We start from the raw sequence: 20,109 nt of genomic DNA on the forward strand, positions 1-20,109 counted from the left end.
TTTTTTTTTTTCATAAAAATATTTTTTTGTTTTTTCTTAATATTTCCCCCCCCCCAACACCCCCACCCCCATCAACCCCTCAAACCCCCCACCCCCGGGGGCCCCCCCCCCCCCCGGTTCTCATTCGTCAGAAATCGGCAGGTTTAGTTTAGCTCGCCACGCTGGCCTGCGGCGCCGAGCGCTCGATCAGCATTTGCCGGACGGTCGACATCGAGGCACTCAGTTCGCTGATGGCGTCATCGATCAACGCCCGCTGCTTCTGCAGGCGGGCAAGCTGCTTCTCCGACTTGTCGAGCGCCAACCGCAACTGCTTGGTGTTGGAGCCGTTCGGATCGTAGAGGTCCATCATCTGCTTGACGTCACGCAGCGAGAACCCGACCTTGCGGCCGAGCAAGATCAGTTTCAGCCGGGCCCTGTCGCGGCGTGTATAGAGACGGGTTGAGCCGTCACGCTGCGGGTTGAGTAGACCCTTGTCCTCATAGAAACGCAGCGTGCGCAGCGTCACTCCGTATTTCTTGGCCATTTCGCCGATGCGGACAAGCTCTTCACCGGCTTCGCTCGACATATCGTTGGTATTGGCCGCGGCTTGGCCGGGCGAAATAAGTTTCATGGTCACTGGCTTTCCCCGTCTGGTGGCGTCGCGGTCGCGGACCTTGCGTCGCCTGAGTGAAAGCGGGGGCGTGCTTCCACTCGTGGTTTCAACAAACAAATCGCAAACAGCGTAATCCGCTCGTTTACGTTTACGTCAATGCTATATCGATAGCCGCCTTACGACGCAAGAGCGTTCTGGGCTTGGAACTTTATGCCGCAGCGCCGGTGGATAACCTAAAAGTCGTGGCCGATTTCGGGAGCGATCATGCGGCTGATCAAAATTCTACAGCGTCTTTTGTGCGTCCAAAAAGACACCCGGCGCCGTCCGCAGCCAGTCGACAAAGTTGCAACTTCTTAAGCTTGGTTAACGCGTTGTTTACCACGTTGGGGCGAAATGTGCGCATGTCGGTTACCCGTGTTTATCCTGTATTGAATTTTTCACGGTTTTTCGGAGCGCGGGTAAGACCCGGGAAGCTCGTCTTCCACTGCAACAAGCCAAGCAGTCGCGTTCGTCCCGGCAGGACTTTGGGAACCTGGTGAAAGCCAGCAATTCTGAAACGGGCGCATTGATGAACAGCAAGCGGTCCTACCTCGATACACTCAACGCCGGCAGGCAGCGCAGGCCGCACACGACGCTTGAAGAGCTCAACCGTTCCCTGGAAACGCTGGAGCAGCGACTGGAGCGGACGCGCGAGGAGACTGCAAGCCATCCCGGTCCACGCCGACCAGCGGCAGAACCGCGCTATCCTAGTGCCCAACCCTATGGCCAGCAGCGCCGGTACGAGGACCCACGCGACGCGCAGCGGCCGAAAGGTCCAGCGGCGGCCGTCGACCAGAACTACCAGGCGATCGCCCGCGATATCGACCGGGTGCGCGGCCAGGAGGACGGCGTCGCCCTAGCCGGCAAGATCGCTGGCGAATTGCGCGGCCTGCGCGAAGAGCTTCGCCAGCAGATGACCTCCGGCCTGCAACGCGAGTTCGACGCACTGCGCAAGAATATCGAGCGAGCCTACCAGTCAAATGGCGGCGGCAAGGGCAGCGCCGAACTCGGCGTCGAATTCGAGCGGCTTTCCGGCGCCATCCAGACGCTGGCCGAAAAAAGCGACGACAGAAGCGTCAATATGTTGCGGCTCGAGCTTGAGCAGGTCAAGGCAGCTCTCGATACGCTGGCGCGCGAGGAGAGCGTGCAGGCAGTGGGCCGCCGCTGGGACGATTTCGACCGCCGCTGGAGCGCCTTCGAGGACCGCGTCGACGCCGATCAGCGCAAGCGCTCCGACGCGCCCGGCCTGTCGGCGCTGACCGAGCGGCTCGAACAGATCAGCAATGCCGTCAGCAATCTGCCGGAATCGCTGTCGCTGCGCTCGCTGGAGGAAAAGGTCCGCATGCTTGCCGGAGCGGTCGACCATTTCGCCCGCCAGCAGGACAATCGCGGCAGCGACACATTCAGTCAGATCGACGAGCGGCTCGACGAGATTTCCCGCGCGATCGTCGCCTCGACGGTTGCCGCGCAAGCCAATTCGTTCGACCCCGAGCCCTTCGAACGCATCGAGAAGCGGATCGATTCACTGGCCCAGCAAATCGAAGAAGTGTCGCAGGATCGTCCGGGCCGGGAGGTCATCGACCGTCTCAACACATTGTCGAGCCGCGTGGATGAGCTGGCCGGCCGAGCCAATCTGCCGGAACAAGCTATGGAGCGCCTTGCCAGGCAGGTCGCGCTTATCGCCGACAAGATCGACCATGCACCTGCCATGCCCGACGCCGACTACATCTTCCAGGGGCTCGAGCAGCGCTTCGATGTGCTGTCCAGCATGATGGAACGTCGCCAGGGCGACGCCATCGAACAAGGCAACATGCTGTTTCGCGACCTTGAGCGCCGGTTGGACGAAGTCGCCGACAGGCTGGATCAGCGCATGCCGCAGGTCGACAGCGCCGGCATCATGGATGCCATCGACGCCCGCTTCACCGCGCTGGCCAAGCGGATGGAGACGCGCGTTCCAGATCCCGCCAGCGAGGCGGCGATCCGCGGCCTGGAGAGCCGGCTCGAAGACATTTCAAGCCGGCTGGATTCGTCCGCGGCACAGGTCGCCAGCATCGACCCGGCGTTGATCCGCAGCCTCGAAGCGCAGGTCGCGGGCCTGACGGCGCATCTTTCCAAGCCCGGCACGCCGCTGCCGGAATTCGACGACATCAGCCCGCGCCTCAACGAGATCGAGAAGTCGCTGGCCGGAACCCGCGATTCCATCCTCGGCGCGGCGCGCGAGGCGGCCGAGAGCGCCGTCCGCTCGCTGGCCGGATCAAGCGCCAACACGGCGGCCGTTACCGGCCTCGCCCAGGACCTGAAGACGCTCGAGGCGCTGACGCGCCGTTCGGACGAGCGCAATTCAAGGACGTTCGAGGCTATCCACGACACGCTGCTCAAGATTGTTGACAGGCTAGGTTCACTGGAGACCGGCGAACCGGCAAGCGCAGAGTTGAGCAAACGCTTCGGCCGGGCATCCAAGATCTCGGTGCAGGACGCACCGTCGATGGACATCGACCAGCCGCTGCCGTTAACGGGCAACATGGCCGATCTGGACGGTCGCACCGCGGCGCTCGTGCGCGACGAGCCAGGTCCGCGTACGCCGGCCGAGGCGGCCGCGGCAGCCGCCCTGGCGGCCCTCGGTTCAGACACGACGCATGAAAAAACCGAGCAGGGCGGCGGCAGGAAATCGATGTTAGGCGGGCTGGCGCGCGCCTTGAAGGGCAAGAAGGAGGCCGAGATGCCGCCGCTTGCCGGCTCGGCGTCGAGCGTCGAAATACCGAGCGTCGATCTCGACGAGCCGCTCGACCCCAAGGTCGCCAATCGGCCATTGGAACCCGGCTCCGGCGCCCCCGACCTCAGCGCCATCATGAAACGTGTGCGCGACGAGCGCGGGCAGCCGGCCCGCGAAGGCGGCGCCGAAGCGGCGAAATCGGACTTCATCGCGGCAGCCAGACGGGCTGCGCAAGCAGCGGCCGCCGAGGCGGACGCCCTTAAGCGCCAGTCGACGATGAAAGGCCCGGTCAAGGCGCTCAGGATAGGCGACCTGCTCAAGGCGCGGCGCAAGCCGATCCTGATGGGGGCAATTGCCATCATGCTGGCGCTTGCCGGCCTGCAACTGGGCAAAGCCTTCTTCTCCGATCCGGTCGAAGTCGCCAACAATGACGCGGCGCCGGCTGTGGCCGCACAGCCGGTGGAGACTGCATTGGCCAGCGTTGCCAGCGAACCGAAGGCGGACGCGCAGACGGCAGCGCAGGATAGCGCGCCGTCCTCCATCGTCAGGCAGGCAGAGCCGTCCGCAGCGACGACCAAGGACGACACGGCGGCGCAAACCGGCCCCGCCACACCGGCAACCGAGGCATCGACAGCCCCCGCGGCAGCCCCTGACATGGCGGCGCCAGACGCCACGGCCGCAGTGCCCGCACCGGCAGCGGCGACGGCCAGCGACGCCGAGCCAATGGCTGCCGCGCCTGCTACCACCACAGCTGCGACGCAGGACACGACGGGCACGGTGCCGCCGGCAGATGCTGCCGCGGCAAGCGTTGCCAAGATCGAGGTTCCGGCCGGTGTCGGTCCGGCCGCCCTGCGCGATGCAGCGGCCGGCGGCGACGCCAAGGCACTGTTCGAGATCGGCTCGCGCTACGCCGAGTCGCGCGGCGTCAAGGAAGACATGGCAGCGGCGGCCAAATGGTACGAGAAAGCTGCCGATCTCGGTTTCGCACCGGCAGAATACCGCATCGGCAATTTCTACGAGAAGGGCATCGGCGTCGCACGCGACATCAAAAAAGCGAAGACCTGGTACCAGCTTGCCGCAGAGCAGGGCAACGCCAGCGCCATGCACAATCTGGCCGTGCTGTTTGCGATGGCGGCGGATGGCGTGACCGACAATGAATCGGCAGCGCGCTGGTTCCAGGCGGCGGCGGACCTCGGCGTCAAGGACAGCCAGTTCAATCTCGGCATCCTTGCGGCGAAGGGCGTCGGCATGAAGCAGAACCTCGAGGAGAGCTACAAATGGTTCGCGCTCGTCGCCAAGACTGGCGACAAGGATGCGGCGGCCAAGCGCGACGAGATCGCCAAAGCCCTGAGACCCGAGCAGCTGGAGCGTACGCGTGCCGCGGCCGAGCTGTGGAAGGCCAAGCCGCTCGATCCAGCCGCCAATTCGGCCGACATTTCTGAATCGTGGCAGGACGGCACACCGCAGACGACGGCCGGCATCGACATGAAGAAAGCGGTCCAGAACATCCAGCGCATCCTCAACAAGAACGGCTACGAGGCCGGCAATCCCGACGGCATGATGGGCCGGAAAACCAAGAACGCGATCATGGCCTTCCAGACCGACAACGACATGAAGGCAACCGGCGCGATCGACGAAAAGCTGGTCAAGGCGTTGCTCGCGCGCAAATAATGGCGGATGCGTCGTTTCCGCGACGCCCTTGCCACAGATTTGCCTGTTAACTGATTGAGTTGTTTTTTGTTTCGGCGGTGCGACGAAGTTTGACTTCACCGCCCGGCCGGCGCAAGAACGAGATAGCCTTCTGACGCAAAATGCCCGCAACGGTTGCATTCGCCAGGAGGCAAACTGATCGAGACTGACGGGTGGGCATCTATCTCCCGATCGCGGAAATTTCCGTTAACGTCTTCGTGCTGCTGGCCATGGGCGCAGCGGTGGGTTTCCTGTCGGGCATGTTCGGCGTGGGCGGCGGCTTTCTCATCACGCCGCTGCTGATCTTCTACAACATACCGCCCGCGATTGCGGTCGCCACCGGCGCCAACCAGGTCATCGCTTCCTCCTTCTCCGGCGCCCTGTCGCACATGAAGCGCGGCACGCTCGACTTCAAGCTCGGCGGCGTGCTTTTGGCCGGCGGCATCGTCGGCTCGACCGGCGGCATCTATGTCTTTGCGTTCCTGCGCCGACTCGGCCAGCTCGATCTGTTCATCTCGCTGCTCTACGTCGTGCTGCTCGGCACTGTCGGCGGGCTGATGCTGGTCGAGAGTATCAATGCGCTGCGCGTCACCCGCAGCGGCGCCGCACCGGTGTTGAAGAAATCCGGCCAGCACAACTGGATCCACCGCCTGCCGCTGAAGATGCGGTTCAGGGCCTCGAAGCTCTTCGTCAGCGTCATTCCGGTGCTTGGGCTGGGCGCGGCGATTGGCTTCCTATCGTCGATCATGGGCGTCGGCGGCGGCTTCATCATGGTGCCGGCCCTGATCTACCTTTTGAAAGTGCCGACCAACGTCGTCATCGGCACCTCGCTGTTCCAGATCATCTTCACCTCGGCTTACACCACGCTGGTCCACGCCACCACCAACCAGACGGTCGACGTCATGCTCGCCTTCCTGTTGATGGCAGGCGGCGTCGCCGGCGCACAATATGGCGCCAAGGCCGGTCAGAGGCTGCGGGGCGAACAACTCAGGGCGCTGCTGGCGCTGCTTGTGCTGGCGGTCGCCATCCGGCTCGCCATCGATCTTTTCGTCACGCCTCCCAATCTCTATTCGCTGTCCGGCGTGGGCCTGAGCTGATGGCTGGCTTGAGGACGCTCGCGGCCGCCGCCTTGCTGTCGCTGCTGGCCGCGGCGTCAGCGGCGAAGGCACAGACGCCACTAACCGAAAACATCCAGATCGGCCTTTCCACCGACAATGTCTCGATTACCGCCGGCTTTTCCGGCGCCGACCTGACCATCTTCGGATCGCTGGAAAATGCCGATCCGCTTGTCGCACGGCAAGGGCGCTACGACGTGATCGTTGTGCTGGAAGGCCCGGCCCGACCGGTCGTCGTGCGCCGCAAGGACCGGGTGCTCGGCGTCTGGGTCAATCTGGAGTCGGAGACCTTCGAAAACGTACCTGTCTCCTATTCTGTGGCGACGACGCGGCCGCTGCAGGACGTCACCGATCCGAACAGCTACAAGCAGCTGTCGCTTGGCGCCTCCAACCTCTATTTGCAGCCGGCCGACGCCGAGGACAGCCCGGCGACAATCGAGGAGTTCACCGCCGCGCTGCGCGAGCGCAAGGCGGCAACAGGCCTCTACAGCGAGAATGTCGGCGGTGTGCAGTTCCTGTCGCAGAACCTGTTCCGCGCCACCGTCAGGCTCGCTCCCAACGTTCCGGTCGGCACCCACAAGGCGCGCGCCTTCCTGTTCAAGAGCGGCCTGTTCATCAAGGAAAGCTCCGCCCAGCTCGAAATCCGCAAGTCCGGTTTCGAACAGTCGATCTTCCGCGTCGCCCACGACTACTCCTTCCTCTACGGTGTCTTTGCCGTATCGCTGGCCATACTGACAGGCTGGCTCGGAAGACTGGTCTTCAGGAAAGACTGAACTCTCGTAAAAGTGGTTTCCCTTTCCGAGGGTATGGGCTAGACCGCGATCCCCGGTCCGACCGGGCACGAGCTGCTGCTCCCCAAATCAGAATATAGGAACGCACGATGCGACCAGCATTTGCCGGTATCGACTTCGGCACTTCGAATTCCACCGTGAGCGTGGTCAGGAACGGGCAGCCGCGGCTGGTGGCCTTGGAAGACGGCCAAGTCACTCTGCCCAGTGCGGTGTTCTTCAATTTCGAGGACAACCGCACCTATTTCGGGCGACGCGCCATCGCCAACTATACGGACAGTATCGAAGGCCGCCTGATGCGCTCGCTGAAGAGCGTTCTCGGCAGCTCGCTCGCTCACGAAAAGACGCGCATCAAGGCGCGCTCGATCGGCTTCATGGAAATTGTCAGCCTATTTGTCGGCCACCTGAAAAAGAAGCTCGAAGAAAACGCCCTCGACACAGTCGAAAGCGTCGTAATCGGACGGCCGGTACAGTTCGTAGACGACGACGCCGGGGCCGACGCCGAGGCCGAGCACGAACTCGAAAATGCCGCTCGCGCTCAGGGCTTCAAGCACATCGCCTTCCAATTCGAGCCGATCGCGGCGGCACTCGACTACGAACAGAAGGTGACGCGCGAGGAACTGGCGCTGATCATCGACATGGGCGGCGGCACGTCCGATTTCTCGATCGTGCGGGTCTCGCCCGAGCGCGCCCGCTCGCTCGACCGCAAGGACGACATCCTGGCCAGCCGCGGCATCCACATCGGCGGCACCGACTTCGATCGGCTGCTGAGCATCGCCCATGTGATGCCTCAGCTCGGCTATCTGACGTCGACTAAGGATGGCAAGCGCAATCTGCCGGCGAGCTACTTCATCGACCTGGCGACATGGCAGCGCATCAACCTGGTCTATACCGCAAGGGCGATGACGCATCTTCGCCAGATCCGCTACGAGGCAGAGCGCGCAGACCTGGTCGACCGCTTCATCCACATCGTCGAGCATCGTTACGGCCACGCGCTGGCGGCGCTGGTCGAAAGGGCCAAGATCGAGCTGACGGACCGATCGTCGGCCGGTATCGAGGTCGCGCTACCGGAGGTGAGGTTCACGGCAGAGATCACGCGCGAAGGTCTCGAAGCCACTATCGCTCGGGATATTGAGCGCGTTGCAGGTACCGTCGAGCAGACCGTCCGCGACGCGCAGGTGAAGCCCTCCGACATCACGGCGGTGTTCCTGACCGGCGGATCGACCGCGATCCCGCTGGCCAGGCAGCAGATCCTGGCTCTGGTGCCGCAGGCGTCGGTTATCGAAGGCGATGTGTTCGGCTCAGTCGGGCTTGGGCTGGCGCTCGACGCACAGCGGAAGTTCGCCTGATCGGCTTAAAGCGGCGCGGCTCTCTCAGCTTTGCCGCCGAGATGCGCCTTGAGCGCCATCTGGGCCAGGCTTGGCTGCCGGTCGCGATGTGTGATCATGGCAAATTCGCGCTTCGGCAGATCGATCGGCACGGAACGCAGACTGCCTTCGGCGACCGCGCGCGCGACGACGAGTTCCGAAATGATGCTGGCGCCGGCGCCGGCCTCGACCGCCTGGCGAATAGCCTCATTGCTCGGCAATACCAGGAATATCTGTAGGTCCGCGAACGAAATCCCGTCGTGTCGGGCAAGGTCCTCCAGCGCCTCGCGCGTGCCCGACCCGCCTTCGCGAATGATCCAGCGAAGCCCGCCAAGGTCGGGATGCCCAGGCGAAACTTCCGCGATCTCAGGGTGCGAGCGCGCCACGACCAGCATCATGCGATCGATATCGACCTTGGCACGCCGCAAAATGTCGGATTCGGTGCGCCCCTCGACCAGGCCAAAATCGGCTGCGCCATCAAGTACATTGGTCTCGACCTGCCTGGTGTTGCCAATGCTCACGCTCAGCCTGACGGCAGGATAGGCTTCGTGGAAAGAAGCGAGCCGGCGCGGCAGCCAATAGCTGGCGATGGTCTGGCTGGCAGCGATCGAGAGACTGCCTGATATCGTCTGCGAGACATGCTCCAGCACGTTGTGGGCGGCCGCCGCCCGCTCGAGAACCGCCTTGGCCTCCGGCAGGAACCGGCGTCCGGTCTCGGCGAGCTCGATATTGCGGCCCACTCGGTTGAACAACTGCACGCCGTGCTGCTGTTCGAGCGAGCGGATGGCGGCGGACGCGGCCGACTGTGAAATGCCTAACAAGTCGGCCGCTTTGGTCATGTGCGCCCGTTCGGCGACGGCGACGAAGATCCGCAATTGGTCCAGAGTCATGCCAGCATTAAGAAGCAAATCCGATTGGAATTACAAGAGCAAGTTGTTAGACAGATTGATTGCTTTGTTCTAAATTTTAGCCCGAAATTGGAAAAAAGTCGCGCCAGAACAGTCGAGGGTAGAAATTGGTGAGGCTGTTCAAATCCGTGTTTACGCACTGGACCCGCAGCCTGCGGTGGCGGCTCGTCGGTGAACGCTATCGGCCGGAACAGCATTACATGCGCGGCCCAGGCCCGAAGACGAGAGCCAAGGCCGCGGAACGCAACAACATCGCCGGATCATGACCAACAAACCGCTGCGCGGCGCCAACTCAGCACCATCCCAACGGCCGCTTGCCGATACGCGCGCGCCCGCCGAAGGCGACGGCGTCGATACTTCGCCTGATGTCTCCGACAGCATCGCCAAGACCACCTGCTATATGTGCGCCTGCCGCTGCGGCATCGACGTCCACATCAAGGACGGCAAGGTCCGCTACATCAACGGCAACAAGGACCATCCGGTCAACCGTGGCGTGCTGTGCGGCAAGGGCAGCGCCGGCATCATGCAGCACTACAGCCCGGCTCGGCTGAAGAAGCCGCTGCTGCGCACCGGCCCGCGCGGCTCGGGTGAGTTCCGCGAGATCGAGTGGGAGGAAGCTTTGTCGATCGCGACGAAGCGGCTTTCGAATATCCGCCGAACCGATCCGAAGAAACTCGCCTTCTTCACCGGGCGCGACCAGTCGCAATCGCTGACCGGCTGGTGGGCGAGCCAGTTCGGCACGCCGAACTTTGCCGCCCATGGCGGCTTCTGCTCGGTCAATATGGCGGCCGGCGGCCTCTACACGATCGGCGGCTCGTTCTGGGAGTTCGGCGAGCCAGACTGGGACAACACCAAGTATTTCATGCTGTTCGGGGTTGCCGAGGACCATGATTCCAATCCGATCAAGATCGGCCTCGGCAGACTCAAGGCGCGCGGCGCCAAGGTGGTCTCGATCAACCCCTGCCGCACCGGCTATAATGCAATTGCCGACGACTGGATCGGCATCCGGCCCGGTACCGACGGCCTGTTCGTGTTTGCGCTCGTCCACGAATTGCTTAAGGCCGGCCGTGTCGATCTCGACTACCTCTTGCGCTACACCAACGCCCATCTTCTCGTCATTCAAGAGCCTGGTGCTGCCGATGATGGGCTGTTCATGCGCGACGGCGACGGCAATCCGCTGGCTTGGGACAGGGTGGCGAAGATGCCAGTCAATGCCAGTGACGCCGACGCGAAGCCCGCACTGACCGGCAGCTTTCTCGTCGACGGCCGCCGTTGCGTGCCGGTCTTCCAACTCGTCGCCGACCGCTATCTGGATGAGAGCTATTCACCCGAGGCGGTCACTGACCGGTGCGGCATCTCCGCCGATACCATCCGCAGGATCGCCGCCGAACTCGCTCATGTCGCCTTCGAACAGCAAATCGAATTGCCGGTGGCGTGGACGGACTGGGCCGGCCGCCGGCACGAGACCATCAAGGGCCGGCCGGTGTCGATGCATGCGATGCGCGGCATCTCGGCCCATTCGAACGGTTTTCACTCTTGCCGCGCCATTCATCTGCTTCAGGTGCTTCTCGGCACGGTGGACGTGCCGGGCGGCTTTCGCTTCAAACCGCCTTATCCACGGTCTGCACCGCCGGGTCCGAAGCCAGCCGGCAAGAATGTGAAGCCGATGACGCCGCTCGAGGGCATGCCGCTCGGTTTCGTCTGCGGACCGGGGGACCTGCTGATCGACGAAGGCGGCAAACCGATCCGTATCGACAAGGCCTACTCCTGGGATGCGCCGCTGGCCGCACACGGGCTCATGCACACGGTTATCCGTAACGCCTGGGCCGGCGATCCCTACACGATCGACACTCTGTTCATGTACATGTCCAACATGGCTTGGAACTCGTCGATGAATACCGTCGAGACGATGGCCATGCTGACCGATATTGATGCGTCGGGTGAGTACACGATCCCGTTCATCATCTATTCCGACGCTTATTATTCCGAGACCGTACCTTTTGCCGATCTGGTGCTGCCGGACACGACCTATCTCGAGCGTCATGACTGTATCAGTTTGCTCGATCGGCCGATCAGCCACGCCGACGGGCCGGGCGACGCCATCCGCCATCCCGTCGTCGAGCCGGATCGCGACGTCAGGCCGTTCCAGACGGTGCTGATCGAACTCGGCGCGCGGCTCAGCCTGCCCGGCTTCGTCGACGACGATGGTTCCGCCAAATACCGCGACTATGCCGACTACATCGTCAATCACGAGCGCACGCCAGGTGTCGGTCCGCTCGCCGGCTGGCGCGGCAAGGACGGGGCCTCGGTCGGCAAGGGCGACGTCAATCCCGACCAGTTGCAGCGCTACATCGATAATGGCGGCTTCTGGCACCAGGATTTCGCCGCCGATCAGCGCTACTACAAGATGGCCAACCGCTCCTATCTCGAATTCGCCGAGAGCATGGGCTTCATCCCGAAGGCCGAGCCGATCGTCTTCCAACTCTATTCCGAGCCGATGCAGCGCTTTCGCCTTGCGGCGCGCGGCCATGGCGGGGTGCTGCCGCCGGAGGCGGAGCGCAGCCGTATCGAGACCTATATGGATCCGCTGCCGTTCTGGTACGCGCCCTTCGAAGAGGCTGCAGTCGATAGCCAAGCCTATCCGCTCCACGCGCTGACGCAGCGGCCGATGCACATGTACCATTCCTGGGGCGCGCAGAATGCGTGGCTAAGGCAGATCACCAGCCAGAACCGGCTGTTCGTGCACAATCGGACCGCCGCCAGCCTCGGGCTTGTCGATGACGACTGGGTGTGGATCGAGAGCATCAACGGCAAGGTCAAGGGGCAGATCAGCCTGATCGACGGCGTCAACGCCGATACGGTGTGGACCTGGAACGCGATCGGCAAACGGCGCGGCAGCTGGGGGCTCAAGGACGACGCGGCCGAATCCAATCGCGGCTTCCTGCTCAACCACATCATCGGCGACCAGACCTCCGCCGATACCAGCGGCAAACGCTATTCGAATTCCGATCCGGTGACCGGCCAGGCGGCGTGGTTCGACCTGCGCGTGCGCATCGTCAAATGCGCGGCCGAGGAAGCTGGCTTCACCGAGCCGCAATTCGAGCGGTTCCGGCAGCCGCCACACTTCGAGCCCTCGCCCGACAAGCTCAGTTTCGGCGCCGAATTCCGTCGGGAAAGAGAAGCTGCCAAATGACTTGCCTTCCCGCCCATACCGACAAGAAGCTCGGCCTTGTCATCGATCTCGACACCTGCGTCGGCTGCCAAGCCTGCGTTACCGCCTGCAAAGAATGGAACACCGGCGGCCATATGGCGCCGCTAACCGACATCGACCCCTATGGCGGCAATGCCGACGGCGTGTGGTTCAACCGCGTGCACAGTTATGAGCACATCACGGAGATGGGTGGGCGCACGGTCAACTTCCCGCGCTCCTGCCTGCATTGCGAGACACCGGCCTGCGTCACCGTCTGCCCGACCGGCGCCTCCTACAAACGGGCGTCGGACGGCATCGTGCTAGTCGACGAGGACAAATGCATCGGCTGCAAATTATGCAGCTGGGCCTGCCCCTACGGCGCGCGCGAATTCGACACTGATGTCGGCGTGATGAAGAAATGTACGCTGTGCGTCGACCGCATCTACAACGACAATCTGGCGGAAGAAGATCGCGTGCCGGCCTGCGTTGCCGCCTGCCCGACCAGCGCGCGGCATTTCGGCGATCTGGGCGATCCGGCATCGGCGGTGTCGCAACTGGTGGCCGAGCGCGGCGGTGTCGACCTAATGCCGGAGATGGGCTACAGGCCGACGAACAAATATCTGCCGCCACGCGCCCACACCACCCGCGCCGCATCGGTGCCGGCACAGGCGCTCCAGCCGGTGCGAGCCGAAGGCGGTTTCCTTGGCTGGGTCGACCGCATGCTTTCGAACTGACCCGCGCCTTCATGCATCCAGCCTTCTCCGTCGTCTTTTTCACCACCGCCACGGGCGCCGGTTACGGCCTGCTCGCGCTGCTTGGCGTGTTGGCCGGACAGGGCTTTATCCCGCCCGATTTCTGGCTTGGCCTCACCGGCATGGGGCTGTCGCTCGGCCTGATCTCGGCAGGCCTGCTGTCCTCGGCCGGCCATCTCGGCCGGCCCGAACGCGCCTGGCGTGCCTTCTCGCAATGGCGTAGCTCATGGCTGTCGCGCGAAGGCGTTGCCTCGGTCGCCACCTTCGTGCCGGCGGGACTGTTCGGTATTGGCTGGGTGGTCCTCGGCCGTACGAGCGGCTGGGTGGCTGTCGCCGGGCTGCTGGCTGCCATCGGCGCGGTCGCAACCGTCTGCACCACCGGCATGATCTACGCGTCGTTGAAGCCGATCGCCCAATGGCACAGCCGCTTCACCCTGCCCGGCTATCTGATCTTTTCGGCGATGACCGGCAGCGTACTGCTCAACGCCCTGCTGCAGGGATTTGCGGCAGGCTCGAATATGCTTCTGGCGGCTGCCCTGTTGCTGACCGCGCTCGGCTGGGGTTTGAAGCTGGCGACCTGGCGATACAATGATAGGCTGGAGATCCCGACCAATGCCAACACCGCAACCGGGCTTTCCGGCGGCACGGTGCGGTCGATGGAATGGCCGCATACCGAGGAAAACTATCTGCTCAAGGAAATGGGCTTTCGCATCGCACGCAAGCACAGCGCAAAGCTGCGGCTGATCACCCACGCTCTGGCCTTTGCCTTGCCCGCTTTGCTGCTGATTGCGGCGTTTGCCTTGCCGTGGCCCTTTGCGGCGGCTTCGTCGATACTCTCCGCAATCGCCCAACTCGCCGGCATGCTAGTGGAGCGCTGGCTGTTCTTCGCCGAGGCCAAGCACACTGTTACCCTCTATTACGGACGATAGGGCAGCTCAGCCCGGCCTGAGCATCGAGTGGGAAATCGCGAAGATGCGCTCAGTGCCAAGCATATAGGCCATCAGCGTTTCGCGGCGGAACAGCCCGGCATAGGCGCGGTCAAGGAGATTGAGCGAACCGGTGTAGGCGCCGAAGGCCGGCATGATCATGCGGCCGCCATCGCCGGCAAAGCAGCGCCGCCGCACCGAACGGCCTTGCTGGACGATGCGGGCGCAAGGATGCAGATGGCCTGATATCTCGCCCTCCACCCTTACCGCCGAAGGCTCGTGCCGGAAGAGCAGAGAGCCGATGGCCAGCTCGCGCACGGTGTCGCCCGGCAGGTCGGCCGGTGCTTCCGGGTCATGATTGCCGGCGACCCAGAACCAGTCGCGCCCAACCATCAGCCCTTCCAGCCTTTCGCGAAAGCTTGCGTGCATGCGCGCGGCGCCGCCGCCATCGTGAAAACTGTCGCCCAGGCTGATGACGATCGCAGGCTGATAATCGGCAATCACCGTCTGCAGCCGGAGCAGCGTGGCGCCGGTATCGTAAGGCGGAACCAGCGTGCCGCGCCTGGCCAGTGAGGAGCCTTTTTCCAGATGCAGGTCGGATACGGCCAGAAGCCGGAATTCGGGAAAATAGAGCACGCCGCGGCGGTCGCAGATCGCGCGTTCGCCAGCGATACGGACGGCGCCCGTATCCGCCAGAGTCGCAGCCATTGCCAGCGCCACAGTCATTTCGTCCCCATGGCCTCCTCGACCAGCGTGGCTGCATCCATCAGCAGCGTCTCATCGGCCTCGCCGTGCACCGGCATCTTGCCGATCTCAAGCATGATCGGCACGGCGAGCGGCGATATCTGCTCGAGATTCTTATGCATGATTCGACCCTGGACGCGCGAGAGCATCTCGGCAAGTCTGCTGACATCCAGCAGACCGGTCGCGGCATCGGCCCGCGTCGCCTGCAAAAGGATGTGGTCGGGCTCATGGCTGCGCAGCACGTCGTAGATGAGGTCGGTCGACACGGTCACCTGGCGGCCGCTCTTCTCCTGGCCCGGGTGGCGTTTCTCGATCAATCCCGAGATCAGCGCGCAATTGCGAAAGGTGCGCTTCAACAGCCAGCTGCCGGCGAGCCAGGCTTCGAGGTCGTCGCCCAGCATATCTTGATCGAAGAGCGCAGCCAGCGACGGTTTCTTCGCCCTGAACATGTGACCCATATCGGCCAGCGACCATATGGCAAGCGCATAATCGGTGGCGACGAAGCCGAGCGGCCTGGCTCCCGCCCTGTCGAGGCGGCGGGTCAGCAGCATGCCCAGCGTCTGGTGCGCCAGCCTGCCCTCGAACGGATAGGCCACCAGGTAGTAGCGGTTGCCGCGCGGAAAGGTCTCGATCAGCAGATCGTCGCGTTTCGGCAGCACCGACTTGTCGGCCTGGAAACGTAGCCAGTCGGCGACCTGCTCCGGCAGCTTCTTCCAGCGCTGCGGATCGTCCAGCATGGCGCGCACCTGTTCGGCTAGGTACGTCGAAAGTGGGAATTTGCCGCCGCCATAGTACGGCACCTTGGCGTCGCTGCCCGGCGCGTTCGAGACGAAGCACTCACTCTCGCGGATGCCCTCGAAGCGCAGCACCTTGCCGGCGAACATGAAGGTGTCGCCGTGCGTCAGCGTTTCGAGGAACGCCTCCTCGATCTTGCCAAGAACCCGACCGCCACGCGAAGCCGCGCCTCTGCTGCCGGCCTGGACGTAGCGCACGTTGAGCGCCGGCACTTCAATGATGGTGCCGACATTCAGCCGGTATTGCTGAGCGACGCGAGGATTGGACACCCGCCACAGCCCGTCCTTGTTGAGACGAATACGGGCGTAGCGTTCGTAGTTCTTCAGCGCATAGCCGCCGGTGGCGACGAAATCGATGACGCGATCGAATGTCGGCCGGTCGAGATCGGCATAGGGTGCTGCCGTTCGCACTTCCTCGAACAGCGCATCGGCCTGGAACGGCGCACCGCAGGCGCAGCCCAGCACGTGCTGCGCCAGCACGTCGAGCCCGCCATTGACCAGCGGCGGCGTATCCTGGGCGCCCAGATAATTGGCGTCGAGCGCCGCCCTGCATTCCAGCACCTCGAAGCGATTGGCCGGGATCAGGATCGCCTTCGACGGCTCGTCCATACGGTGGTTGGCCCGACCGATGCGCTGTGCCAGCCGGCTGGCACCTTTCGGCGCGCCGACATGGACGACCAGGTCGACGTCGCCCCAGTCGATGCCGAGGTCGAGCGTCGAGGTGGCGACGATGGCACGCAAGGCGTTCTCGCCCATCGCTTTCTCGACGCGCCGGCGCTGGGCGACGTCGAGCGAGCCATGGTGTAGCGCGATCGGCAAGGTGTCCTCGTTGACCCGCCACAACTCTTGGAACAGCAGCTCCGCCTGGCTGCGCGTGTTGACGAACAGCAGGGTTGTCTTGTGGCGCTTGATCTCGTTGTAGATCTCCGGCGTTGCGTAGCGGGCCGAATGTCCCGCCCACGGCACGCGCTCCTCCGAATCGAGAATGGAGATCTCGGGCTTGGCGCCGCCAATGACGACGATCAGTTCGGCCATCGGCCCCGGTGGATTCTGGCTGACCAGCCAGCGCCGCAATTCGTCGGGCTCGGCGACCGTCGCCGACAGGCCGATCATCTGCAGGGCGGGCACAAACGAGCGCAGCCGGGCCAGGCCAAGCGACAGGAGGTGCCCACGCTTCGAGGTCACCAGCGAATGCAGTTCGTCGAGTACGACATAGCGCAGGTCCTCGAAGAAGCGCCTGGCGTCGGGCGCGGCAATCAGCAGCGCCAATTGCTCGGGCGTGGTCAGCAGAATGTCGGGCGGCGCCAGCTTCTGCCGCTGGCGCTTGTGTGCGGGCGTATCGCCGGTGCGCGTCTCGACAGTAACCGGCAGCCCGATCTCTTCGACGGGTTTGCCGAGATTGCGCTCGATGTCGACGGCCAGCGCCTTCAACGGCGAGATGTACAGCGTGTGGATGCCGCGATGCGCCTGCCCTGGCCTTCTCCTTGGCCGGCCGGCCAGTTCGGTCAGCGATGGCAAGAACCCGGCCAGCGTCTTGCCGGCGCCGGTCGGGGCGATCAGCAATACCGACTGCCCGCCCTGAGCCTTGGCCAGCAATTCGATCTGATGGGCGCGCGGCGACCAGCCTTTTTCCGCAAACCATTTGACGAATGGCTCGGGCAGGACGACGGCGGCTTTCTGTTCGGCAAGGCGCGGCTGCTCTGTCACGCGTCAGAGGTAGCGCGGCGGCGCGCGATCGCCAAGCAGAATCAGAACAAAAGGTGATCGATTCGCGTTACGGCCGGCGAAACCCCGTCGGACCGCCATAGAGATAGCCGATACGGGCGATCGCTTCGCTCAGTCCTTCACGCGATACCAGCATGGTGTGGCCATTGGCGTGGATTATCGTCTCGGCGTCGGTCATGATAGCGACGTGGCCTTTCCAGAACACCAGGTCGCCGCGCTGAAGCCCGGAAAAGTCCGGCCCCGGAACGAGCGGCTCGCCGATGGTTGCCGCCTGCATGTCGGAATCGCGCAGCACCTGCCTGCCGGCCATGCGCATCGCCAATTGCACGAGACCGGAACAGTCGATGCCGAAGCCCGAGGCGCCGCCCCACAAATAAGGCGTGCCGAGAAAGCTCTCGGCAACAGCAACGTAGTCGGCGGCCGCCTCGGCGACAGGCCTGAGATGACCCGAGATGACCGCTTGACCGGACGGCAACAGCGCATAATGCGTGCCGCGTGTTTCGGCTGAGCCCGTCACCGTCACCAATGATCCCATCGACAATTGCCCGCTCACCGGAAAGCGCAAGTCGGGTCCTGGATAGAGAAAGGTGCGCGGCACCGAAACGATATGGGTCGGCGCATGGTCCCGAGCGCCCAACGCCGTGTCGGCGACATAGCCGACATAGCCGTCGCATTCGCCCTGGATCCAGGCCCAGCCTTCTGCGTCCTCGAAGACGAGAATGTCATCGCCGAACAGAAGCTGTGTGTTGACACCGGCATTCGGCCGTGGCGCCTTGCGGATGTCGGCCACGGAAGCGGTGATGCGAGCCGGCCGGCCGGCGACGAACCGGTCGGCGGCGACCTCGCCTCTCAGCCTGGCATCGGCGAGATCGGAGCGGAAGGCATGGAGGCGGGCATCCCTGGCGGTCAAATCGGCAACTCGTTCAAATGGACAATTTGGTCAAATCGGCAGCTCTTGGGCTCTGGCAATGATAACATCGCCGAAGCGTTCGACAAAGAGCGCACCTTCGACTGTGCGCCTGACCAGCACGTTGCGCTTGTCGAGCTCGTCGCGGTGGCGCGACACCAACTTCAGCGCCCCCATCGTGTCGAGCGCACGGGTGATCACCGGCTTGGTGACATTGAGGCGGGCAGCCAGACCGCGCACCGTGTGCGGCGGCGGATCGAGATAGATGGTGAACAGGATCGCCGTCTGGCGCATGGTGAGATCGGGTGCGTCGTCGCGCACCTGCGACAGCACCACCTGCTGCCACAGTCGCAAGGCCTGACTTGGACGCATGATAATCGACATCCGTCCAGCATGACGGAAAATTGTTTCGGTTCCGTTTCAGTCAACACCTTCGTCGGCTATGCCGAGACATCATCCGCCGAAGCGGTTCGAAATGACACGCTCCAGCGCCCGGATGCCTTGCGCCTCGCCGCCGGCAAGGCCGTGCGGGCGGTCCGACGGGTTCCAGGCGAAGATGTCGAAATGCGCCCAGCTGGCGGTCTTTTGGACGAAGCGCTTCAGGAATAGCGCCGCGGTGATCGAGCCGGCGAGACCATCCGACGTGACGTTGTTGATATCGGCAATTTTCGACGCCAGCTTGGCGTCATAGGGCTTCCACAACGGCATGCGCCATAGCGGATCCTCGACCGCAACGGAGGCGTCCGCCAGCTCGGATGCAAGCGCCTCGTCACCGGTGTAGAAGGGCGGCAGGTCGGGGCCGAGCGCAACACGGGCAGCGCCTGTCAGTGTTGCCATATCGACCAGCATCTGCGGCTCCTCGTCGTCGGCCAAGGCTAAGGCGTCGGCGAGGACCAGCCGCCCTTCAGCGTCGGTGTTGCCGATTTCGACGGTGATGCCTTTGCGGCTCACCAGCACATCGCCTGGACGGAAGGCGTTGCCGGCTATCGAATTCTCGACAGCGGGGATGAGCACGCGCAGCCGGACCTTCAGCCCGGCGGCCATGATCATGGAAGCGAGGCCCAGCACGTTGGCAGCGCCGCCCATGTCCTTCTTCATCAAAAGCATGCCCGAGGACGGCTTGATGTCGAGGCCGCCTGTGTCGAAGCAGACGCCCTTGCCGACCAGCGTTATCTTGGGGGCATTCTTCGGCCCCCAAATCATGTCGATCAGGCGCGGCGCGTCGGCCGAAGCGCGACCGACGGCATGAATCATCGGAAAGTTGGCGGCGAGAAGATCGTCGCCCTTGGTCACCGATATTTCAGCCTTGTGCGTCGCGGCCAAGGTCCGGGCGGCATTCTCCAGCTGGCCGGGACCCATATCGCTGGTCGGCGTGTTGACCAGGTCGCGTGCCAGGAAAACGCCATCGGCGATGCGTCTGACGCGAGCGGCGTCGGCGCCGGACGGCAGCGCGAAGCGAAGCGTCCTGCCGGGCTTCTTGCCATAGCGGGTGAAGACATAGCCGCCGAGTGCCAGCGCGAGTGCCGTAAGCTCCGGCTTGGCCGGTGCGGACGCAAGACGCCACTCGCCTTCGGGCAAGGCTCTCGCCAGTGCCCCGACGGCCATTGCACCCTCGTCGTCGCCGGTGCCGAACAGGGCTCCGGCAATCGCACCGTTGTCGCCAGGCACAACCAGCGTCCTGCCGGCCTCGCCGGAAAAGCCGTTGGCCTTGGCCCAGGCGACTGAGGATGGCTCAAGGCCCGCCGCCGCCTGCGCATCCTTCGCCACCAAATGGACCGGCAGCGCATTGCTCAATTTTTTCTCGACGAGTTCAACAGGCATTCGCTGGTCTCCGGCTTCTGAGTCGGCATTTCTTAACTC

The 20,109-nt window shown here is 63.8% G+C and carries 14 protein-coding genes; 7 read left to right on the plus strand and 7 right to left on the minus strand.

Annotation, left to right across the window (positions count from 1 at the left end):
* Nucleotides 1-148 precede the first annotated feature (148 nt).
* Nucleotides 149-610: a MerR family transcriptional regulator gene (locus tag NKG95_RS15555; protein WP_023719513.1), complete on the minus strand. Its 462-nt coding sequence runs from the start codon at nt 608-610 to the stop codon at nt 149-151.
* A 550-nt stretch (nt 611-1,160) separates the two neighbouring features.
* Between NKG95_RS15555 and NKG95_RS15560 the strand changes: the two genes are divergently transcribed.
* The 4 genes from NKG95_RS15560 to NKG95_RS15575 all read left to right on the plus strand — a co-directional run bounded on the left by NKG95_RS15560 (nt 1,161) and on the right by NKG95_RS15575 (nt 8,285).
* A complete protein-coding gene (locus NKG95_RS15560) occupies nt 1,161-5,015 on the plus strand; it encodes a peptidoglycan-binding protein (RefSeq protein WP_353041384.1) in 3,855 nt (1,284 codons plus the stop codon).
* 191 nt (nt 5,016-5,206) lie between these two features.
* The gene (locus tag NKG95_RS15565; protein ID WP_023719515.1) at nt 5,207-6,130 is read left to right on the plus strand and encodes a sulfite exporter TauE/SafE family protein; all 924 of its coding nucleotides are present in this window, start codon (nt 5,207-5,209) and stop codon (nt 6,128-6,130) included.
* Complete coding sequence (locus NKG95_RS15570) at nt 6,130-6,921, plus strand: TIGR02186 family protein (RefSeq protein WP_353041386.1); 792 nt, start codon at nt 6,130-6,132, stop codon at nt 6,919-6,921. The genes NKG95_RS15565 and NKG95_RS15570 overlap by 1 nt, the downstream gene beginning before the upstream one ends.
* 107 nt (nt 6,922-7,028) lie before the next feature.
* On the plus strand, nt 7,029-8,285 hold the full coding sequence (locus NKG95_RS15575; RefSeq protein ID WP_352483221.1) for an Hsp70 family protein: 1,257 nt from the start codon (nt 7,029-7,031) through the stop codon (nt 8,283-8,285).
* Between the two features lie 5 nt (nt 8,286-8,290).
* On the opposite strand, the gene NKG95_RS15580 is transcribed toward NKG95_RS15575, so the two are convergent.
* Entirely contained in the window at nt 8,291-9,193 is a 903-nt protein-coding gene (locus tag NKG95_RS15580) for a LysR substrate-binding domain-containing protein (protein ID WP_353020371.1), read from the minus strand.
* Between the two features lie 280 nt (nt 9,194-9,473).
* Between NKG95_RS15580 and NKG95_RS15585 the strand changes: the two genes are divergently transcribed.
* From NKG95_RS15585 to NKG95_RS15595, 3 genes are read left to right on the plus strand one after another with little or no spacing between them, the layout of a single operon-like run.
* Complete coding sequence (locus tag NKG95_RS15585; protein WP_353041388.1) at nt 9,474-12,404, plus strand: molybdopterin oxidoreductase family protein; 2,931 nt, start codon at nt 9,474-9,476, stop codon at nt 12,402-12,404.
* Nucleotides 12,401-13,135 (plus strand): 4Fe-4S dicluster domain-containing protein, encoded by a 735-nt coding sequence (locus NKG95_RS15590; RefSeq protein WP_353005270.1) that lies wholly within the window; start codon nt 12,401-12,403, stop codon nt 13,133-13,135. Before NKG95_RS15585 ends, NKG95_RS15590 begins: the two co-directional genes overlap by 4 nt.
* Before the next feature lie 11 nt (nt 13,136-13,146).
* A complete protein-coding gene (locus NKG95_RS15595) occupies nt 13,147-14,082 on the plus strand; it encodes a dimethyl sulfoxide reductase anchor subunit family protein (protein WP_353041390.1) in 936 nt (311 codons plus the stop codon).
* 6 nt (nt 14,083-14,088) lie between these two features.
* On the opposite strand, the gene pdeM is transcribed toward NKG95_RS15595, so the two are convergent.
* The 5 genes from pdeM to NKG95_RS15620 all read right to left on the minus strand — a co-directional run bounded on the left by pdeM (nt 14,089) and on the right by NKG95_RS15620 (nt 20,070).
* On the minus strand, nt 14,089-14,787 hold the full coding sequence (gene pdeM, locus NKG95_RS15600) for a ligase-associated DNA damage response endonuclease PdeM (protein ID WP_502895892.1): 699 nt from the start codon (nt 14,785-14,787) through the stop codon (nt 14,089-14,091).
* 14 nt (nt 14,788-14,801) lie between these two features.
* Nucleotides 14,802-17,324, minus strand: a complete 2,523-nt coding sequence (locus NKG95_RS15605; protein ID WP_352483225.1) for a ligase-associated DNA damage response DEXH box helicase — start codon at nt 17,322-17,324, stop codon at nt 14,802-14,804.
* Between the two features lie 67 nt (nt 17,325-17,391).
* Complete coding sequence (locus tag NKG95_RS15610) at nt 17,392-18,252, minus strand: C40 family peptidase (protein ID WP_352483226.1); 861 nt, start codon at nt 18,250-18,252, stop codon at nt 17,392-17,394.
* Nucleotides 18,253-18,282: 30 nt separating this feature from the next.
* Complete coding sequence (locus NKG95_RS15615; protein ID WP_023719526.1) at nt 18,283-18,633, minus strand: MarR family winged helix-turn-helix transcriptional regulator; 351 nt, start codon at nt 18,631-18,633, stop codon at nt 18,283-18,285.
* Nucleotides 18,634-18,702: 69 nt separating this feature from the next.
* Entirely contained in the window at nt 18,703-20,070 is a 1,368-nt protein-coding gene (locus NKG95_RS15620; RefSeq protein WP_352963319.1) for a leucyl aminopeptidase family protein, read from the minus strand.
* Nucleotides 20,071-20,109 lie beyond the last annotated feature (39 nt).

Origin of the sequence: Mesorhizobium sp. M1423 (assembly GCF_040317575.1) — a bacterium.
Lineage (GTDB): Bacteria > Pseudomonadota > Alphaproteobacteria > Rhizobiales > Rhizobiaceae > Mesorhizobium.